17 protein-coding genes are annotated in these 19,117 nt (G+C 52.6%); 10 read left to right on the top strand and 7 right to left on the bottom strand.

The features are described from left to right. From rpoN to rnk, 6 genes are all read left to right on the top strand, one after another. Window positions 1-1,434: an RNA polymerase factor sigma-54 gene (gene rpoN / locus AB8809_RS21855; RefSeq protein ID WP_349856766.1), complete on the top strand. Its 1,434-nt coding sequence runs from the start codon at window positions 1-3 to the stop codon at window positions 1,432-1,434. A gap of 23 nt (window positions 1,435-1,457) precedes the next feature. Beyond that, window positions 1,458-1,745: a ribosome hibernation promoting factor gene (gene hpf, locus AB8809_RS21860; RefSeq protein ID WP_011091920.1), complete on the top strand. Its 288-nt coding sequence runs from the start codon at window positions 1,458-1,460 to the stop codon at window positions 1,743-1,745. A gap of 96 nt (window positions 1,746-1,841) precedes the next feature. Further along, window positions 1,842-2,315 carry a PTS IIA-like nitrogen regulatory protein PtsN gene (gene ptsN, locus AB8809_RS21865; protein WP_039279069.1) on the top strand — a complete coding sequence of 158 codons (474 nt, stop codon included), beginning with the start codon at window positions 1,842-1,844 and terminating at the stop codon, window positions 2,313-2,315. A 160-nt stretch (window positions 2,316-2,475) separates the two neighbouring features. Continuing rightward, on the top strand, window positions 2,476-3,333 hold the full coding sequence (gene rapZ, locus AB8809_RS21870; RefSeq protein ID WP_010296630.1) for an RNase adapter RapZ: 858 nt from the start codon (window positions 2,476-2,478) through the stop codon (window positions 3,331-3,333). 31 nt (window positions 3,334-3,364) lie between these two features. After that, window positions 3,365-3,637, top strand: coding sequence for a PTS phosphocarrier protein NPr (npr, locus tag AB8809_RS21875; RefSeq protein WP_012772993.1), 273 nt, complete (start codon window positions 3,365-3,367; stop codon window positions 3,635-3,637). A 309-nt stretch (window positions 3,638-3,946) separates the two neighbouring features. Beyond that, entirely contained in the window at window positions 3,947-4,357 is a 411-nt protein-coding gene (rnk, locus tag AB8809_RS21880) for a nucleoside diphosphate kinase regulator (RefSeq protein ID WP_012772992.1), read from the top strand. A 139-nt stretch (window positions 4,358-4,496) separates the two neighbouring features. Here the strand turns inward: rnk and AB8809_RS21885 are convergent, their stop codons facing one another. Together AB8809_RS21885 and pmbA are read right to left on the bottom strand one after the other, a co-directional pair. Continuing rightward, the gene (locus AB8809_RS21885) at window positions 4,497-7,739 is read right to left on the bottom strand and encodes a cytochrome P450 (RefSeq protein WP_349856767.1); all 3,243 of its coding nucleotides are present in this window, start codon (window positions 7,737-7,739) and stop codon (window positions 4,497-4,499) included. Window positions 7,740-8,114: 375 nt separating this feature from the next. Further along, window positions 8,115-9,455 (bottom strand): metalloprotease PmbA, encoded by a 1,341-nt coding sequence (pmbA, locus tag AB8809_RS21890; RefSeq protein WP_012772990.1) that lies wholly within the window; start codon window positions 9,453-9,455, stop codon window positions 8,115-8,117. Between the two features lie 296 nt (window positions 9,456-9,751). On the opposite strand from pmbA, the gene yjgA reads away from it, so the two are divergent. After that, the gene (yjgA, locus tag AB8809_RS21895) at window positions 9,752-10,303 is read left to right on the top strand and encodes a ribosome biogenesis factor YjgA (protein WP_012772989.1); all 552 of its coding nucleotides are present in this window, start codon (window positions 9,752-9,754) and stop codon (window positions 10,301-10,303) included. A 95-nt stretch (window positions 10,304-10,398) separates the two neighbouring features. On the opposite strand, the gene AB8809_RS21900 is transcribed toward yjgA, so the two are convergent. The 4 genes from AB8809_RS21900 to aaeX form a co-directional block, all read right to left on the bottom strand. Next, window positions 10,399-11,853 (bottom strand): NAD-dependent succinate-semialdehyde dehydrogenase, encoded by a 1,455-nt coding sequence (locus AB8809_RS21900; protein ID WP_349856768.1) that lies wholly within the window; start codon window positions 11,851-11,853, stop codon window positions 10,399-10,401. Window positions 11,854-11,992: 139 nt separating this feature from the next. Continuing rightward, on the bottom strand, window positions 11,993-13,981 hold the full coding sequence (gene aaeB / locus AB8809_RS21905; protein WP_349856801.1) for a p-hydroxybenzoic acid efflux pump subunit AaeB: 1,989 nt from the start codon (window positions 13,979-13,981) through the stop codon (window positions 11,993-11,995). A gap of 11 nt (window positions 13,982-13,992) precedes the next feature. Then, window positions 13,993-14,958 carry a p-hydroxybenzoic acid efflux pump subunit AaeA gene (aaeA, locus tag AB8809_RS21910; protein ID WP_349856769.1) on the bottom strand — a complete coding sequence of 322 codons (966 nt, stop codon included), beginning with the start codon at window positions 14,956-14,958 and terminating at the stop codon, window positions 13,993-13,995. Between the two features lie 7 nt (window positions 14,959-14,965). Then, a complete protein-coding gene (gene aaeX, locus AB8809_RS21915; protein WP_005975424.1) occupies window positions 14,966-15,169 on the bottom strand; it encodes a p-hydroxybenzoic acid efflux pump operon protein AaeX in 204 nt (67 codons plus the stop codon). A gap of 426 nt (window positions 15,170-15,595) precedes the next feature. Here aaeX and aaeR point away from each other — a divergent pair, with 426 nt between their 5' ends. From aaeR to AB8809_RS21930, 3 genes are all read left to right on the top strand, one after another. Beyond that, window positions 15,596-16,531, top strand: a complete 936-nt coding sequence (aaeR, locus tag AB8809_RS21920) for an HTH-type transcriptional activator AaeR (protein WP_349856770.1) — start codon at window positions 15,596-15,598, stop codon at window positions 16,529-16,531. Between the two features lie 110 nt (window positions 16,532-16,641). Beyond that, window positions 16,642-16,980 (top strand): hypothetical protein, encoded by a 339-nt coding sequence (locus AB8809_RS21925; protein ID WP_349856771.1) that lies wholly within the window; start codon window positions 16,642-16,644, stop codon window positions 16,978-16,980. Between the two features lie 9 nt (window positions 16,981-16,989). Continuing rightward, window positions 16,990-17,583: a hypothetical protein gene (locus AB8809_RS21930; protein ID WP_012772982.1), complete on the top strand. Its 594-nt coding sequence runs from the start codon at window positions 16,990-16,992 to the stop codon at window positions 17,581-17,583. 84 nt (window positions 17,584-17,667) lie between these two features. On the opposite strand, the gene tldD is transcribed toward AB8809_RS21930, so the two are convergent. Next, window positions 17,668-19,113: a metalloprotease TldD gene (tldD, locus tag AB8809_RS21935; protein WP_012772981.1), complete on the bottom strand. Its 1,446-nt coding sequence runs from the start codon at window positions 19,111-19,113 to the stop codon at window positions 17,668-17,670. Between the last annotated feature and the right edge of the window lie 4 nt (window positions 19,114-19,117).

Consider the following 19,117-nt stretch of genomic DNA (forward strand, 5'->3'; position numbering starts at 1 on the left):
ATGAAGCAAGGTTTGCAACTCAGGCTTAGCCAGCAACTGGCCATGACCCCACAGCTCCAACAGGCCATCCGCCTGTTGCAACTGTCCACGCTTGAATTGCAACAGGAAATTCAGCAGGCGCTGGAAAGCAATCCGTTGCTCGAACAAACGGATCAGCACGACGAAATCGAGTCATTTGAAAAGGCAGACAGCGATTCGCTGGATACCGGTGAAGCCCTTGAACAAAGGGACATGCCGGAAGAATTACCGATCGATGCCACCTGGGATGAGATCTACTCCGCAGGCACGCCATCGGGCACTGGCACCGACTATCGCGATGAAGAACTGCCGATTTATCAAGGTGAAACCACGCAAACGCTTCAGGATTACCTGATGTGGCAGGTTGAGCTGACGCCGTTTTCAGATACCGACGCGGCCATCGCGACCTCTATCGTTGATGCCGTCGACAACACCGGCTACCTGACCGTGCCGCTAGAGGACATTCTTGACAGCATCGGCGATGACGACGTGACCTTGGAAGAAGTCGAAGCTGTACTCAAACGCGTACAACGCTTTGATCCCGTTGGCGTCGCTGCCCGCGATCTGCGTGATTGTATGCTGGTACAGCTTTCCCAATTCGCCGATAGCACCCCACGTCTGGCCGAAGCTCGCCTGATCGTCAGCGATCACCTCGATCTGTTAGCCAATCATGATTTCCGCAGCCTGATCCGCGTGACTCGTTTAAAAGAAGAGGTGCTGAAAGAAGCACTGGCGTTGATCCAATCGCTCGATCCACGTCCGGGGCAGTCGATCAACACCGGCGAATCCGAATACGTGATCCCTGACGTGCTGGTACGAAAAGTTCAAGGCATTTGGGCCGTTGAACTGAACACCGACAGCATTCCCCGCCTGCAGATTAACCAGCAGTATGCGGCGCTGGGCAACAGCGCACGCAACGACAGCGACGGGCAATTTATCCGCAGCAACCTGCAAGAGGCGCGCTGGCTCATCAAGAGCCTGGAAAGTCGCAATGACACGCTGCTGAAAGTAACCCGTTGCATCGTCGAACAGCAGCAGGATTTCTTCGAGCAGGGTGAAGAATTCATGAAGCCCATGGTACTGGCAGACATCGCTCAGGCGGTGGATATGCATGAATCCACCATCTCACGCGTCACGACACAGAAGTTCCTGCACAGTCCGCGCGGCATTTTTGAACTAAAATATTTCTTCTCCAGCCATGTGAATACCGATAGCGGCGGAGAAGCCTCGTCAACGGCCATTCGCGCGCTGGTGAAGAAGCTTATTGCGGCGGAAAACCCCGTCAAACCACTAAGCGACAGCAAGCTTACGGCGCTGCTCTCCGATCAGGGCATCATCGTGGCGCGCCGTACCGTGGCAAAATACCGAGAGTCTTTATCTATCCCACCATCAAATCAGCGTAAACAACTGATTTGATCTCAACAGAGAAGGAAGACACTATGCAGCTCAATATTACCGGACACCACATCGAGATCACTGAACCGCTGCGTGATTTTGTGAATGGCAAGTTTGCCAAATTAGAGCAGTATTTTGACCGGATTAATCAGGTCAATGTGGTATTGAGAGTGGAAAAAGTTCAGCAAATTGCCGAGGCCACGCTCCACGTTAATGGTGGCGAGCTGCATGCAACCTCAGAAGCGGAAGATATGTACGCCGCGATAGATTTATTGATTGATAAACTGGCAAGACAGCTCAATAAGCATAAAGATAAACTCAAGCAGCACTAATTTTCTCCTTTGCCGTTTGGCAAAGGAACAAACTCGGCCCATCCATCGGGTGGGTCGGGATCACCAGAAGTGAAAGCGTCGTTAAGTGAAAATAAAATGAACCACGATCCCGTATTGCAACTCAGCACCGTATTACGTCCTGAGTGCACCCGAAGCACCGTCCACTGCCAGAGTAAGAAACGGGCATTGGAAATTATCAGCGAGCTGGCCGCTAGGCAGCTTAACATTCCTTCGCAGATTATCTTTGATGCCATCCTGACCCGGGAGCGGATGGGCAGCACGGGAATCGGCGGCGGCATTGCCATTCCTCATGGCAAGCTGGAGGACGATAATGCACTGGGCGCCATCGGTGTTTTCATCCAGTTAGAGCAACCTATTGCTTTCGATGCTATTGATAATCAGGCCGTTGATCTGCTTTTTGCCTTGCTGGTTCCGGCGGAACAATGTAAAACCCATTTGCATACCCTGTCGCTTGTTGCCAAGCGGCTGGCGGATAAAACGGTTTGCCGGCGCCTGCGTGCGGCGCAAAGCGATGAAGAGCTGTACCAGATTATGACGGAAGCCGGTTAAGCCGGACGATCGTCATGCTCACGATGGCGGGTGACTCGCGTCACGTTCAGAGAATGCTTGCAATCCATGCGCGAAGCCGTCATTTTTTTAGCTATACATCACTTTATAAAAACAGTGGCAATGAGAATTCGCCATCACGTTGCCAGAGGGGAGTCGTCAGATGGTGCTGATGATTGTCAGTGGTCGCTCAGGTTCAGGGAAATCTGTCGCCCTGCGCGCACTGGAAGATATGGGGTTCTACTGCGTAGATAACCTGCCAGTGGTTCTACTGCCGGAGCTGGCTAATACGCTTGCGGCACGTAACATTTCCGCAGCAGTCAGCATTGATGTGCGTAATATGCCGGAGTCGCCAGAGATCTTCGAGCATGCCATGGAGCAACTGCCACCTAGCTTCTCGCCTCAATTGCTGTTTCTGGATGCCGATCGCAATACGTTGATCCGCCGCTATAGCGATACTCGTCGCCTGCATCCGCTCTCCAGCAAGAATCTGTCGCTGGAAAGCGCCATTGATGAAGAAAGCGATCTGCTGGAGCCGCTGCGCTCACGCGCTGACCTGATTATCGATACCTCAGAGATGTCGGTGCATGAACTGGCTGAGATGCTGCGTACCCGACTGCTCGGCAAGCGAGAACGTGAACTTACGATGGTGTTCGAATCGTTCGGCTTCAAGCACGGTATTCCCATCGATGCGGATTACGTCTTTGACGTACGTTTCCTGCCGAACCCGCACTGGGATCCGAAACTGCGCCCGATGACAGGTCTGGATAAGCCCGTTGCGTCCTTCCTCGACAGGCATACCGAAGTGCACAATTTCATCTACCAGACCCGTAGCTATCTGGAACTGTGGCTGCCGATGCTGGAAACCAATAACCGCAGCTATCTGACTGTCGCCATTGGCTGTACCGGCGGTAAACACCGTTCCGTCTACGTCGCCGAGCAGTTAGCAGACTACTTCCGCTCACGCGGTAAGAACGTCCAGTCGCGCCATCGTACGCTGGAAAAGCGTAAACCCTCGTAATAGTCGGCAAACCAGTACAGCCAGGTAACCCATGACAGTCCGGCAAACGGTTGAAATCAAAAACAAGCTGGGCATGCACGCTCGCCCAGCCATGAAGCTGTTCGAGCTGGTGCAGAGCTTTGATGCAGAAGTGATACTGCGCAATGACAGCGGCACCGAAGCCGAAGCCAGCAGCGTGATTGCCATGCTGATGCTGGACTCCGCCAAAGGGCGACTCATCGAGGTGGAAGCCACTGGCCCGGATGAAGCACAGGCGCTTGCCGCCGTCATCGGGCTGTTCGAAGCCGGGTTCGACGAAGACTAGCGATTTTCTTAGCAGGGTATACCCTAAATAATTCGAGTTGCGTGACAAAACGTTAGCGTTTGAACAACGCTCAGCGTTGACCCTTTAGGGCGAGGCCCACGACGGACCGAGTATTTAAGGGAAGCCAACACACAAGCAGCTTGAAGTATGACGAGTATCTGCCAGCCTTCGTGACAAGGATCGCTTCACTTTCCCTTCCGAACCTCCTACTATCTACCTACATAAATCATAATATTTTCTTATACCCCCTGCTCCTTTGGGCGCGGGGGTTATTTTTATATCATCTAAAAATACCAACTGGAGAGGAGTATGACGAAACCTAACCTGACAATCAGTGAATTGGATGCAGAACGTCTGGATATGTTATTGGAGCAGCCCGCCTTTGCGGACAGCGATATCGCACAGGCGTTGAATGAGGAACTGGATCGAGCGGAAATTCTGCCTTCAGCATCGATTCCCTCACATGTCGTCACCATGAATAGTCGGGTGCGTTTCCGCGATCTGAATACCAACGAAGAGCACATCCGCACGCTGGTTTATCCGGCCGCGGTGAAGGACAGCCAAGAACCGCTGTCGGTGATGGCTCCGCTGGGCGCGGCACTATTGGGAATGCATGTGGGAAATGCTATCACCTGGCAGTTGCCAAACGGTGAAGAAACGCGAATTGAAGTATTGGAACTACTCTATCAGCCTGAAGCCGCGGGCGAGTACCACCGCTAAATTAGCGAGGTGTGATGCCAATACCGGCATAGCGTAACCGCCGTCGGACAATGCTGACGGCGGCTCCTGCTAAATACTTTCTACTTCAGCGAAATATGGTCGTTCGGAAACGGGATTCTCCCCATTACCACAGTTTACCTCAGATGAACATATCAACCACATACCTCCCTTGCTCCCGCTCAAGTTTATCAGCCCAGAGCATGGCATCCGTTTCGTTACTCCCTGTCGCTTCGCGGTAAATACGGAGCAGCATGTCTCGTACCTCAGGGACCATCCGCAAACCATCCCCGCAAACAAAGAGAGAACCACCGTTGCAAAAGAGCGTCTTAATACGCTCCCTGTCAGCCCAAACGCGATGCTGAACGAAGGTAACCTCCCCATCAGGCTGATGGGAAAATGCGGGCAACACCGTCACAATATGACTTTTCTCCCAAGCAGCAAGCTCATCGCGATAGAGATAATCGACATCGGGATGGCCTGTGCCAAAAAACAATAGCGCCGGACCAACCCTTACTCCGGCCGCCTGCTGCAATGCACGTTCCTGTAGAAAACCACGAAATGGCGCTATCCCTGAACCTGCACCGATCAAAATAATCGGTATCGAAGGATCATCCGGTAGATGGAAAAACGGGCTAGAAGGGCGTACCACAATGGCGATACGATCGTCAGGTTTCAGAGAAGCAAGGTAGTTGGAGGCGACGCCTTTGTAACGGCCTATACCGGATAACGCTGGCGAATCGACGACCGCGACAGTAAGCGTAACGTGGTCCGGTTTCCATGCTGGCGATGATGATATTGAGTACTGCCGTGCTTTAATAGATGGCAGCATTGTAAGGTAGCGGCGAAAATCAGTCGGACAAGATTGGAAGCGATAAAGTAGATCCAGCACGCTCAAACGCGGTACCAGCACGTCATTCTCGTAATGCTCCGTGGCCAGTTTTTCAAGTTCCATTTTTTCCGGCGGGCAGCGTGTTGCCGCCGCCAATGCCGCGACCTGTGCCCGCGTAGCCGGTTGCGACAGCTCAACATAGTTTCCCAACAACTCTGCACAGCTAATGGGTTGTCCAATCGGCAACCCCGTGACATCGGGAGCTTGATTAATGACAAGCATCATATCGGGTGACAGACCAAAACGCCGTAATACGCGATCTATCTGATCATCTGAGTTTCTCGGCAATACGGCAAGATAATCTCCCGCTCGGTATGCCATCCCTTCCGGCAACCTGATTTCAATATGCCTTTTTGAACGTGCGAAAGGTGATGTCATGTCGACAAGTTCTCGATTTTCAACCACAACCCCACGTCCCATATCGGGAATCTGTAATGTACTGACGCGATCGGTATGAACAAATTCCAGTTCGAGTTCCGCTGCGTCCTCAGCCACGGCTCCCTGTCTACCGAATGCCGTTGTCAGCGCAGGCCAGAGTTTGGTGTACCAGTCGTCAAAATTGCCGAAAAAATCCCCACCAGAATCGGCAACGCCCCGCTCATGGATACGCTGCCCCCCTGCATGTTCAAGTGCGAGATCCACTCGCTTGGGTATCGCCTGATAGGTGCGCACCCATTGTAAGTTACCACAACCAAATACGCTGAATTTCAGCCCTGACAGTGCATCATCCGCCAGCCCCTCAACCCAAGGGACAAAATGGCGTGCATTGTTCGGCGGCATCCCTTCATAAGAGGCAGTGATAACAATGAGTGCACCGGTTTGCGGTAATTTCTCAGCATAATCATCCAGCGCTGCGAGCGTAGAGGCAAAACCGTATCTCTGTGCATCAGCCGCGATACGGTTAGCGAATGCTTCTGAAGATCCGGTATTGCCGCCATGCAGCACCAATAAGGGGATAAGATCCTGATGGTGCTGTGCCTTGGCCACAGGCATCACGGCCATCTTGTTTGAGGTCTCTTTGGGCGTGACACCTCGTGCCAGCGTTTTTGACGGTTTACGCACCCGAATGCGGATTTTCAAGTTATCGGGTTTAATCGTCAGATGTTCGACAATCTTCAGCTCATAGGAAGGATCACTCAGTTCAAAATCAAAACGCTGCAACATCATTGCCAGTACAAGCTGTGCTTCCTGCATAGCAAACATTCTTCCAATGCAGGCGCGTTTGCCGGAGCCAAAGGGCTGCCAGGAATTTGGCAGCAAATTCTCTGCATTATCTGGTCCGAATCGCTCTGGTTTGAACAGATTGGCATCATCCCCCCACGCTTTGACATCACGATGAAGCTGCGGTTGAAGGATGACGATCGAATCTTTTGGCGTAAGGGGGTATTTACCCGCCAATATCGTATCCTGTGTGGGACTCACGACGTGGCCCCCGGCAGTAGGCCACATACGCAAACTTTCCATCAGTATCTGTTCCAGATAGCGTAGCTGAGCAAGGTGCTCAATACGGGGTATTTCATCCCCAAGAACCTCATCAACGATAGCCCGCGCTTTATTCAGAACGTTTGGATTTTTCAACAAAAAATAAACAGTGAAAGAAAGCATACCGCTGGTGGTTTCATGGCCCGCAACCAAAAACGTCAACATCTGATGAGCAATATTCTCATCAGACAGTTTTTCCCCGGTTTGCGGATCGACGCCATTCAACATGCGATTGAGCAGATCGTTTTTTTCACTCGCCTTCGGATCCATTTTTCTCGCCGCGATCAGTTGCTCTACCACTGAATACATCAGCGCTTTATCTGTCCGGTATTGGCGAGTGCTAGGAATCATCAATTTATTCACGATTCCAGGTCGGCGTACACGTAAACCGGCCTCTTTAAGCGAACCGACTATTGCTTTCACGAAAGGCAACAAATCATCACGGTAGAAGCTATTGAAGCGATAATCGAACCCACAGAGAGCGATCGTATCCAGCGTTAACCGGGTCATATTATCAGCAACATCAATATCGACATCGGGGCCAAAACGCTCCCAACGCAAAAACATCTGCTCTGAAATATCCAGCATCTTATCGAACATCGAGCGAACACCGAGCGGGCCTAATGCTGGCATCAAAATTCGATGCGCCTTACCCCAATTCGGCTCATGAGTATGAGCCGTAAAAAGTCCATCACCGCCTAGATAACGTAATTCGAGTAATTCTGCACTTAACTTTTTCTCAAAGAGACTTTCATCACTCAGCTCGTTCACGAGTTCCTGAGAGGAGGCAACATAAAACTCATCGCTAAAAATTCGCATTTTAAAGAATGGGCCGTATGTTTTTGCTAATTTCATTAAACTGTCGATGCTATTACGGGGATCCACATCAGCCAAATTGCCAATGACCGGTTTGATGGGAGGTTGGGGAACAGCTGTCTTTCCTGACATAATCCATATCCTTATGAAGAAACAACACGTTAATTTCGCTCCTGCGCTGTTTACAGCCCCCACGGTAAAGCCCGTCCAGATATTACCCAGCCGATATTAGCGAGTTCATCATGGCCATATAAATTCAAACTGAGAGAAATAATCAGGCGGACTTAAAGCCGTTACCGTTCATTACGAAATAATGCAGGCTCTAAACAATCGTTTTAAAAAATAACAAATCAAAGTAATGGGGAGAACAGTATTTACACAAGCACCGCATTTATAGCTAATTGCCACATCGCGCGCGTAAATCTGCTATTTAGTGCATTTCATTTTAGCAGGAAGACAGGCATCACATCACGGTACGCCTGAAAGATCAGGCCCGTACCGTGATACATTCCACGATAGAACACAACGGCACAGCTAAAGCCGGGACTCCATCCCCAACGCGCGGCGCCATTATTCCCCAGCGATCTTCATGTCAGGCAACAACACGGAACCACACTGGATATTGCTTCGGGTTTCGATATCGTTCCCCACCGTCACAATATTGCGCAGCATGTCTTTCAGGTTACCCGCGATCGTAATCTCACTGACCGGATACTGAATTTCGCCGTTTTCGACCCAGAAGCCGGATGCCCCGCGGGAATAATCCCCCGTCACACCGCTCACGCCCTGCCCCATCAATTCGGTCACCAGCAGGCCTTTGCCCATCTGCTTCAGCATGCCGTTGAAATCCAGGCCCTGTCCCGCAATCCGCCAGTTATGAATACCACCCGCATGACCGGTGCTCTTCATTCCCAATTTACGTGCGGAGTAGCTCGTCATCAGCCAGGTCTGCAACACCCCTGCTTTCACAATTTCGCGCGCCTGAGTCCGTACGCCTTCGCTGTCGAACGGCGTAGAAGCCAGCCCTTTGAGCAAGTGCGGCTGTTCCTCAATCGTCAGCCACTCCGGCAGAATCTGCTGACCCAGTTTGTCCAGCAGAAAGGTCGATTTACGGTAAACGCTGCCGCCGCTGATAGCGCCAACCAAATGGCCAAACAGGCCTGTCGCTACTTCGGCAGAGAACATTACCGGCGCCTGCATCGTGGGCAGTTTACGCGGTGACAGACGGGATAACGTGCGGCGCGCGCACTCTTCGCCCACCCATTCAGGGCTAAGCAAATCATCCAGCGCACGGCCAACGGTATAGGCATAATCCCGCTCCATATCGCCATTCACTTCGGCAATCACGCAGCTGGACATGGAATGACGGCTGGAGCAGTAGCTTTTCAGAAGGCCGTGGCTATTGCCGAACACCTTAACGCCATAATGACTGTTAAAACTGCCGCCTTCGGTGTTGGTGATACGCTTGTCAGCCTGTAATGCGGCCTGTTCTGCGCGAGCGGCTAACTCGATGCCGCGATCCGCATCCAGTTCGGTCGGATGGAACAGATCCAGATCCGGCGCGTCAAACGCCAGAAGATCGCGATCCGCCGGGCCAGCAAAAGGATCGACAGAGGTATAGCGCGCAATATCCAGCGCGGCTTGTACGGTGCGCGCTATCGCATCCGGGCTGAGATCGGTAGACGATGCGCTGCCTTTACGCTGTTGATGATAAACCGTGATGCCCAGCGCACCATCGCTATTGAATTCAACATTTTCAACGTCACCATAGCGGGTACTGACGCTAATGCCTGTCGTTTTTGTCACCGCGACTTCTGCCGCATCAGAACCGGCACGCGCCAGTTCCAGCGCCTGAGCAACCGCGAGCTCCAGCGCTTTACGCTGCTCTGCAACCTGAGTAGTTATCGTCATTGTTCTGCCATAATGAGTGGAAGAAAGCTCACCATCATCATCCCCGCAACGAGCACAAAAGGGGCGTATACTCTCTATACTTCACGCAGCCAACACGTAGGTAACGTGAAGAATGAGGAACATAAAATGGTGTAGCATAATGCTTTCTAGTCTAACAGGATCTACGGACAATTTCGCACAAAGCCCAAACCTGTTAGTATCAGCCTCTTTTTTTCTGGTGGGCACGCTGTTCACCATCCCGGAGCCCCTACGCGTAGCGTTAGACATTGCTCCTGGACACTTTTTAGGAGCCAACCATGAAGCAAAAGTACGAAGACTGGCTGAATGACGTCCCGGATAATCAAGAAGACGACGAAGATGATGAAATTATCTGGGTCAGCAAAAGCGAAATAAAGCGCGATGCCGAAGCGCTGAAAGATCTCGGTGCGGAACTGGTCGATCTGGGTAAAAACGCCCTGGAAAAGATCCCGCTGGATGACGATCTGCGTGCAGCCGTGGAACTGGCGCAACGGATCAAGAAAGAAGGCCGACGCCGTCAGCTCCAACTGATTGGTAAAATGCTGCGCGCTCGCGATCCAGAACCAATCCAAACTGCGCTGGATAAGCTGAACAACCGTCATAACCAGCAGGTGGCGTTATTCCACAAACTGGAACAGCTGCGTGACCGTCTGATTGAAGAGGGTGACGACGTGGTTCCCGATATTCTGGCACTGTATCCCCATGCCGACCGCCAGCAGTTGCGTTCTCTGGTGCGCAACGCGCAGAAAGAGAAAGCGGCGAATAAACCGCCGAAATCCGCCCGCCAGATCTTCCAGTATCTGCGCGAACTGGCTGAAACCACAGACTAATGGCAAGAGCGGGATGAGGAGTATGACTCACTCATCTCGCACATGACTGGCTTCGGACGCATGACTACCACTTCAGACCGCCATCTTCCGTCACATTACAATCCGCCCAGATGCCAGGTTTTTACTTCCAGAAACTCATCCAGTCCCAGAACCGAGCCTTCGCGACCTAATCCTGACTCTTTCACACCGCCAAATGGCGCCAGTTCGGTTGAAACCGCGCATTCGTTAATACCCACCATGCCGCTCTCAAGTGCTTCTGCCACGCGGAACACACGCTGCAAATTCTGGCTGTAGAAGTAGGCTGCCAAGCCAAATGGCGTATTATTCGCACGCTCAATCACCTCTTCTTCCGTTTTGAAGCGGAAACACGGAGCGACCGGACCAAACGTTTCTTCCTGCGCAAGCAACATCGCTTCATTGGCATCAACAATCACCGTCGGCTCAAAGAAGCTGTGACCCAGCTTGTGCCGTTGACCACCGACCAGTGCCTTACCGCCTTTTTCCACCGCATCATTGACGTGCTTCTCTACCTTCTCGACAGCCGCATCATCAATTAACGGCCCCAGTACAACGCCGTCATCCATGCCGTTACCGACCTTAAGCTTTTTCACTTCTTCCGCGAGCAGAGAGACAAACTCATCGTAGACACCATCCTGAATATAAAACCGGTTGGCACTGACACAAACCTGACCTGCGTTACGGAAACGGTTAGCAATCGCACCTTTTACTGCAGCCTGAATATCCGCATCGTCAAACACGATATAAGGTGCGTTCCCACCCAGTTCCATCGACACTTTCTTCATGGTGTCAGCCGCGTTACGCACCAGCGTTTTCCCTACCGTCGTTGAGCCGGTGAAAGAAATTTTGCGCACTTTATCGCTTGCCATGACGGTATCGCTGATCGCCTGCGTATCGCCCGCCACGCCGTTAAGTACTCCATCCGGCACACCCGCCTGCTGCGCCAGTGCCAGCAGCGCAAATGCAGACAGCGGCGTGTTATTAGCGGGTTTGATGACGCCAGTACACCCTGCGGCCAGCGCTGGCCCCAGCTTACGTGTCAGCATCGCCAGCGGGAAATTCCACGGTGTAATGGCAACAACGACGCCAACGGGTTCACGCGTGGCATAAATCTTCGATCCGGGTTTCGCAGATGGAATAATCTCACCGTTAGCCCGCTTGCCCTGCTCAGCAAACCACTGAATGAAACTCGCCGCATAGACGACTTCACCTTCTGCCTCCTGCACTGGCTTGCCCTGTTCAGCAGTCATCAGCTCCGCCAGATAGCGCTTATTCTCCAGAATCAGCTCGTACCAGCGATACAGAATTTCAGAACGTTCCTTCGCGGTTTTACGCTTCCAGGCAGGAAAGGCGGCATAGGCAGCGTCAATCGCCGCCTGCGTCTCTTTCTTCCCCGCTTGTGCTACGCTGGCAATAGTCTCACCCGTCGCCGGATTCACTACCTCGAAGGTGGATGAGCCTTGCTGCCATTTTCCCGCCGCAAAGTAGCCCGTTTTGAACAGTTCATGATCCTGCAAATTTTGTCCTGACATCGTGTTACCTCCTGAAAATGGTCATATCCCATGACGTTACGAGGGAAGCTATAGATAATTCAGTATAGAAGTGATGAACGCAGACTGCGGTACTCTCGGATTAATCGTGAGGGTTGTCACTCTGCCTTGTCTACTGAGCTTAGTTACTCAGCGCATGCTGATAATCACGTAGGATACCGGTCAATCGTCCCACCGGCGCAGTGACGCTCGTGGGGAGCTGCTTTTCCGTCAGCATCTGCTGATAGCGTTCAAGCTCGCCTAACAGCTGCGTGAAATAGCGGCTGCGCGTGGTGTCACGCCGGGCCAAAATCACCTGCTCCGCCGTCGCCCGAATCTGGCGATGAAAGGCAGAGAGTGCCGCGTTTTGTGGAATATCCAGCGTTCTCAGACGCTGGTGCATGATGATCAGCCACAGTGCGAGACGATACTTGGCAATATCGTCAGGGAAGCGGTTAAGCAGCAGGAACAACTGTTGATACAGCGCAGGCAGGTGGTTTTCCTTGCGCCGCGTCGTGTTGGTCGTCAGCGCTGAAACCGCGCCATACACAAAACGGTTCAGCAGCGTTCTCCCCGTATGCGCCTTGGTGTTATCCCGGATCAACAGGATCACCATCAACGCCAGAAAACAACCGATGATCTGCCCGATCGCGCTGTCCAGAAATTGGCTGATGTGGAACATCATCGGGTTGTCCAACACCAGGATATTGATCGTACTGGCTAATGCGCCCAGCGAACCAAGCCGACGTTTTTGTACTTCAAGCCCGAGAAAGAAAGCCATCGCCCCCAGGCTCAGGCACAGCAGCAGCATACTTTGCTGCGTTGACGGCATAATAAACATGAACATCAGCGCCCCCAGCGGCAGCGCGTAGATCGTCCCGAAAAGAAAATCCTTCGCCATCATCTGCGGATTCGGTAAGCGCATGGCAAGCGACGTCACCACCGCAATCATCACCATACACACGCTGCCAGAGGTCCAGCCGGTGCTCAGCCAGAACAGGCAGCCCAGCGCCGTCGCCACGCCGGTACGTAAGCCGTTGATCATGGCATGATGGGTTTCTGCTGACGGCGCTTTAATTTCCACCTCGCTGTTCAGCACATCGGCTTCAATCGTCGTGATACGTCCGTTGGTCTGCACCCCTTTCGCCAATAGCAGATAGCGCGTCGCAGCGCCTACCCAACTGACCAGCGTAGGCGGCACATCGCGGCTATCAGCCGCAATCAGATGACGCAATGCTTTCACACGGCAATGCACATCGCGGAATGACTCAACGGGCTGATCCAACACCAGTTTCAGGCTGCTTTTTATAGAGGTCGGAGCATCTTGCAAAATCAGGTAGGTTTCACACGCCTGGGTAATCATCGTGAGTGATTGCGTATGCAGCGACGTTAAGCGGCGATTACTGTTCTGCCAGCGCGAGGATTCCAGCATCAGGCTGCTGCGCATGCCGCTTAGCGCGGTCGTTTTACGCACCAGCGCGTGCCATGCCGCGTCGATGGTTTCTTTCTCCGCCCCGCTCATGCTGAGTTGCAATAACCGATATTGATCCACCAGAAGCTCACCCATGCTGCGGTCAACGTCCTGCTTGATCGAACGCGGCGAGAACAGTAAATCCGCCAGAATGGCGCAGACGATACCCAATACAATCTCGCTACAGCGCTCCACGGCAAACTGCGGCGTCAGCAGCGGCGTTCCCTGCGTCGATACAATAATAATCAGCGTGGTATAGCCTGCCAGCCCGAACACATAGGCATTTTCAACCTTAACCAGTGAGGAAACCCAGGTGCAGAGGCCAGCCCAAATACAGCACAGCATCAGCATCACAACTGGTGCGCGAACGGTGGCAATAATGATGATAAGTGCGCCGATACAGCCGATAAACGTGCCGACGACACGCAGCATGCCACGATGGCGAATCGCGCCGGAAAACGGCTCACCGCCTGCGGCAAATGCCGGGCCAGCAGCGACAATCGCCGCCGTCAGCACCGACCAGCGCGGGGTTTCCAACTGGAGATGGAACCCCAGAAATAGGGACAGCACGATCGCAAAGCTCAGTTTGAAAGCAAAACGCAAGCGCGCAAACTTCGGTGTCGTAAAGAACACGGGGCCTGTCAACGACGGAGTTTTCATCATCGCCTCACTTAACCAAACTCACGCAGGCGATACAGGAGACGAATAAGCGGCGACGGTTTTTTGTCATTGTTGACCTGCTCACCCGTGATCACTACCGTTGCCGTCGTGCCAGCTGGATAGAGGTCGCCCATTTGGCGATCGAGGCGAATTTTTACCGGCACACGCTGCGCCAGACGTACCCACTCCAGATTAGAATCCACGTTAGCGAGGCCTTTATTGTTCGCGCTGCTGCTGCTGTTATTCACGCCAGCCGCTACGCTATCCACCGTACCGTAAAATATCTTTTCGCTGCCCAACGGCGTGATTTCTGCACGATAGCCGCGGCGAACCCCTTCAAGCTTGGTTTCTTCCATGTACGCCAGCAGGTAGAACGAATCCTTCTTCACAAGCGCTACCGCCGTATTGCCGCGTTCGATGAACTCACCGCTCTGCACATGCAGGTTGGTCACCCAACCGTCAGCAGGGGCGCGTACCACGGTGCGTTCCAGCTCCAGTTGCGCCAGTGACAATACCGCCTGCGCTTTAGCAAGCTGATGCGTGGCGGTTTCCAGGGCATTACTGGACTGATCGATATTTTCCTGCGACATCGCACTGATGCCCAGTCGCGCCCGACGCCCTGATTCCCGACGTTTTTCCGTTACCAGTGCCTGATAGTAGGCGACATCCGCTTCCGCCTGCGCGACAGCCTGATGGTAGCGCGGCTGATCGATAACAAACAGCACATCCCCTTTGTTCACCAGTTGATTGTCCGTGACGCGAACATCGCTCAACAACCCACTGACATCCGGTGCAATCGCGACAACATCCGCCGTAAATTTGGCATCGCGCGTCCAGGGCGATTCGGTATAAAACGCCCAGACGCGGAAAATGGCGACAATCGCGCACAGCACAATCACCAGCGTAATCGCTACGCGGCTCATTTTTTTGATCAGCACGGCCTGCTGTCTAAGTAAGGTTAAAAAGAAAGCTTTCACAGACGCCTCACAGACCGTAACGGAAGAGTAAATAGAACAAACAGCAGAACAGCGCACTGTTAAACAGCGCCGGATGCCAGACGAAGTCATAGATACCCGTCGGTTGCAGCAGGCGGTTCACGACAAAAAACAGAGTCAATGACACCAGCAGGACAAAAAATACGGGGGGGAATGACAGCCCGAACAGCACCATAACCGGGAGTGAACTCATCCTCTTTTCCTTTTTTTCTATTAGGTAGCGATAGCTCGCAGGTTCGCTACCGGATGGTAAATTATGTTGTCTGATACTGACGTTCAGCATAGACAAAAGCGCTTCATCCCGCAGGCTGGCTGCCAGCGAATGAGATAGCGTTAAACTGATGAATAGCGATGCCAGCAGGGGCTGACTAGCGATGGGAAATCAGCGTACGATCTACATTGGGTAAATAAACACAATCATTGGGTAGCCTTGAGCGGTGAATAATCATGTATAGCCGCAAAGACGATATCTGTTCGCGTTCACCTGTAAGTAACGCTGCCACTTGAGCGATGGCGGACAATGCTCCACCCGGCATCACCGGATAGGCTATATTATGGATGCTTATTATCACCTTATCTACATAGTGTGATCTAAATCACTTTTAAGCCAGAGTGAATAATGGAAAGACTAAAGAGTATGTCGGTGTTTGCCCGCGTGGTGGAATTTGGTTCTTTTACCGCGGCCGCCCGCCAGTTACAGATGAGCGTATCCGCCGTCAGCCAGACCGTCACCAAGCTTGAAGATGAACTACAGATTAAGCTGCTGAACCGCAGTACGCGCAGCATTGGGCTGACGGAAGCGGGGAAAATTTACTATCACGGATGTCGCCGCATGCTGCATGAGGCGCATGAGGTCCATGAGCAGCTCTACGCTTTCAACAATACGCCGATCGGCACACTACGCATCGGCAGTTCTTCTACGATGGCGCAGAATGTGTTGTCCACCATGACTGCCGCGATGCTGAAGGAATATCCCGGCTTGTCCGTTAATCTGGTCACAGGAATCCCCGCTCCCGACCTGATTGCCGACGGGCTGGATATCGTTATCCGCGTCGGCGCATTGCAGGATTCCAGCCTGTTCTCAAAACGATTAGGCTCGATGCCGATGGTGATCTGTGCCGCCAAAAGCTATCTGGCACAGCACGGCACGCCGGATAAACCAGCAGATATGGTGAATTTTTCCTGGCTGGAATACAGCGTACGCCCTGACAGCGAATTTGAGCTGATCGCCCCGGAAGGCATTTCAACCCGCGTCACACCACAAGGGCGCTTTGTCACTAACGATCCGCAAACGCTGGTACGCTGGCTCAAGGCCGGTGCGGGCATCGCCTACGTTCCACTTATGTGGGTCGTGGACGAAATCAATCGCGGCGAAATTGAGATCTTATTTAACCGCTACCACTCCGACCCGCGTCCGGTCTATGCGCTCTACACCCGCAAAGACAACCTGCCGCTAAAAGTACAGGTCTGTATTAACTACATGACGGAATACTTCAAAAATGTCGCCCTGACATATCAGGGTTACCGACAGGATCATGGCAAGGAAAAAAAGTAGGATTTGCAAAGAGGAAAATGCGAGACGCCTTCCTCTTTCATACAAAACACATCCCCATCCCGCCATCCGTACGTTATATCTCTTTCCTTCGTTCAGGAAAGTAAAATCACATGGATAAGGTACGAATAAATTCGTACAATATAGGTGAAGGGATGGGGTTCAAGGATGCCAAAAAGCAGCTTATCGTCTGTTTGCAATCGGGTACTGTGTTGCATGAAGCCAGAGGAAATATCAGTACGAAGAATTTGCTGGCAACCGGGCAAGCATCAATAACAGAACTCATTGATATTATTTATCAATCTTCGGGTACATTCTACTCTTCTTCACCCCATCATTTTGCAGCGCATATTGATGTTCATATCATCCGTTGCCGCCATCGGGGAATATCGTGGTATATCAAATGGTATTTTGCCGAGCCAAATTGTGTCTTTATTAGCGTCCACCATTGAGGCGATGACATGAAAATTTTCAAAGTCGGCGATACACAGTCCGCTCTCTGTAACACATGCCAGTCACTTGAAACTGCGACGTTTCAGCTTAGAGACGTCCCATTCAGCGATAACAGCGGCGTGGTGAGACAGGTTTTGGTTGGCGTTTGCAATCGCTGCGGGAATGTTGCCATCATCCCCCATCAATCTACGCCCATGATTAAGAAAGCGCGGGATGTACAGCGTAAGGCGCTAGAAAGCAGAGTCCCTGCGCACATGATAGATATCTTAAATCTGGCAAGCTGCGAATTAGGTGGGGAACCCGATTTTATTCCCACGCTGATGAAATACTATCTTCACACGCTGGCAGCCGATCGCGCAGCGGCACAAGATATCCCGCGTTTTCTGCAAAGTGATTTGGCAAAAGGAAAATCCGAGAAACGTCTTTCTCTTAAAGGAAGGCATGTCGCGACAGACATTGACGTACTAAAAACCACGACAAACATCTCCAGTACAACAGACCTATTAAAAGGCATTGTTCTCAAGATTAAGGAAGATGTCTTGGTACAGCGAGATGAAATACACATCAGGCAGCTCAAATCGATTATTGCAGCGGTTTCCTGATTGTGTGTTCCGTTACATAGCAACCCCTGAAAAAAACCGCGCTAATAAAGCGCGGTCTTAAAGGAACTCAGGATTCAGAGCAAATTACGCCGTGCCGCCGACGGTCAGGCTTTCCAACTTCAACGTAGGTTGGCCAACGCCGACAGGCAGGCTTTGCCCTTCTTTACCGCACACGCCGACGCCTTTATCCAGCGCCAGATCGTTGCCGACCATTGAAATCTGCTGCATCGCTTCGATACCGGAGCCAATCAGCGTGGCACCTTTGACTGGCGTGGTGATACGACCTTTTTCGATCAGGTACGCTTCGGACGTCGAGAAGACGAACTTGCCAGAAGTGATATCGACCTGACCGCCGCCAAAGTTTGGCGCATACAGGCCGTATTCGACGCTAGAGATAATCTCTTCCGGCGTGGATTTCCCGGCCAGCATGTAGGTGTTCGTCATACGCGGCATCGGCAGATGGGCATAAGACTCGCGGCGACCGTTGCCCGTCGGCGCAACACCCATCAGACGAGCATTCAGCTTGTCTTGCATGTAGCCTTTCAGAATACCGTTTTCGATCAGGACGTTGTACTGCCCTGGAACGCCCTCATCGTCCATTGAGAGGGAGCCACGGCGTCCGCTCAACGTACCATCATCCACCACCGTGCACAGCTCTGACGCAACGAGTTTCCCCATCTGTCCGCTGAATACTGACGTGCCGCGACGGTTAAAATCGCCTTCCAGACCGTGACCCACCGCTTCATGCAGCAACACGCCCGGCCAGCCTGCGCCCAACACCACCGGCATTGGCCCTGCAGGTGCAGCCACCGCCGACAGGTTAACTAGCGCCATACGCACGGCTTCTTTCGCCCACGCATCAACGCGCGCTTCACCGTCCGCCACTTCCCAGAAATAGTCATAGCCGCCACGCATGCCGCCACCGCTGGAACCGCGCTCACGCTTGCCTTCAGCTTCGACCAGCACGCTGATCGACAGGCGAACCAGCGGACGCACATCCGCCGCCAGCGTACCGTCTGTTGCCGCTACCAGCACCAACTCATAGACACCAGTCAGACTGGCTGACACTTCCTGCACGCGTGCATCTGCGGCACGCGCGACCGTATCTGCACGTTGCAACAGCGCAATTTTGTCCTCACGCGTCAGGCTATCCAGTGGATTCAACGTTGGATAGAGCGCCCGATGCGACACTTCACCCAGCGTGCGCGCCGTGCCTGTCCCCTGTTCCCGCACAATGCTGCGTGCTGCCTGTGCACTCTGATGCAATGCGTTCAGCGTGATCTGATCGGCATAAGCAAACCCGGTCTTTTCACCGTCAATCGCACGGATACCCACGCCCTGATCGATATTGTAAGAACCGTCTTTAATGATGCGATCTTCCAGTACCCAGGATTCATGGTAGCTGGACTGGAAATAGAGATCGGCATAGTCCAGACGACGCTCATTAAGCGACCCCAGCACAGCGGCGAGATCGTCAAGATTCAATTTATTGGCGGTGAGTAACTGCTCACTGACAAACGAAAGGCTCATAGTT

It is taken from the genome of Pectobacterium aroidearum (genome assembly GCF_041228105.1).
Classification (GTDB): Bacteria; Pseudomonadota; Gammaproteobacteria; order Enterobacterales; family Enterobacteriaceae; genus Pectobacterium; species Pectobacterium aroidearum.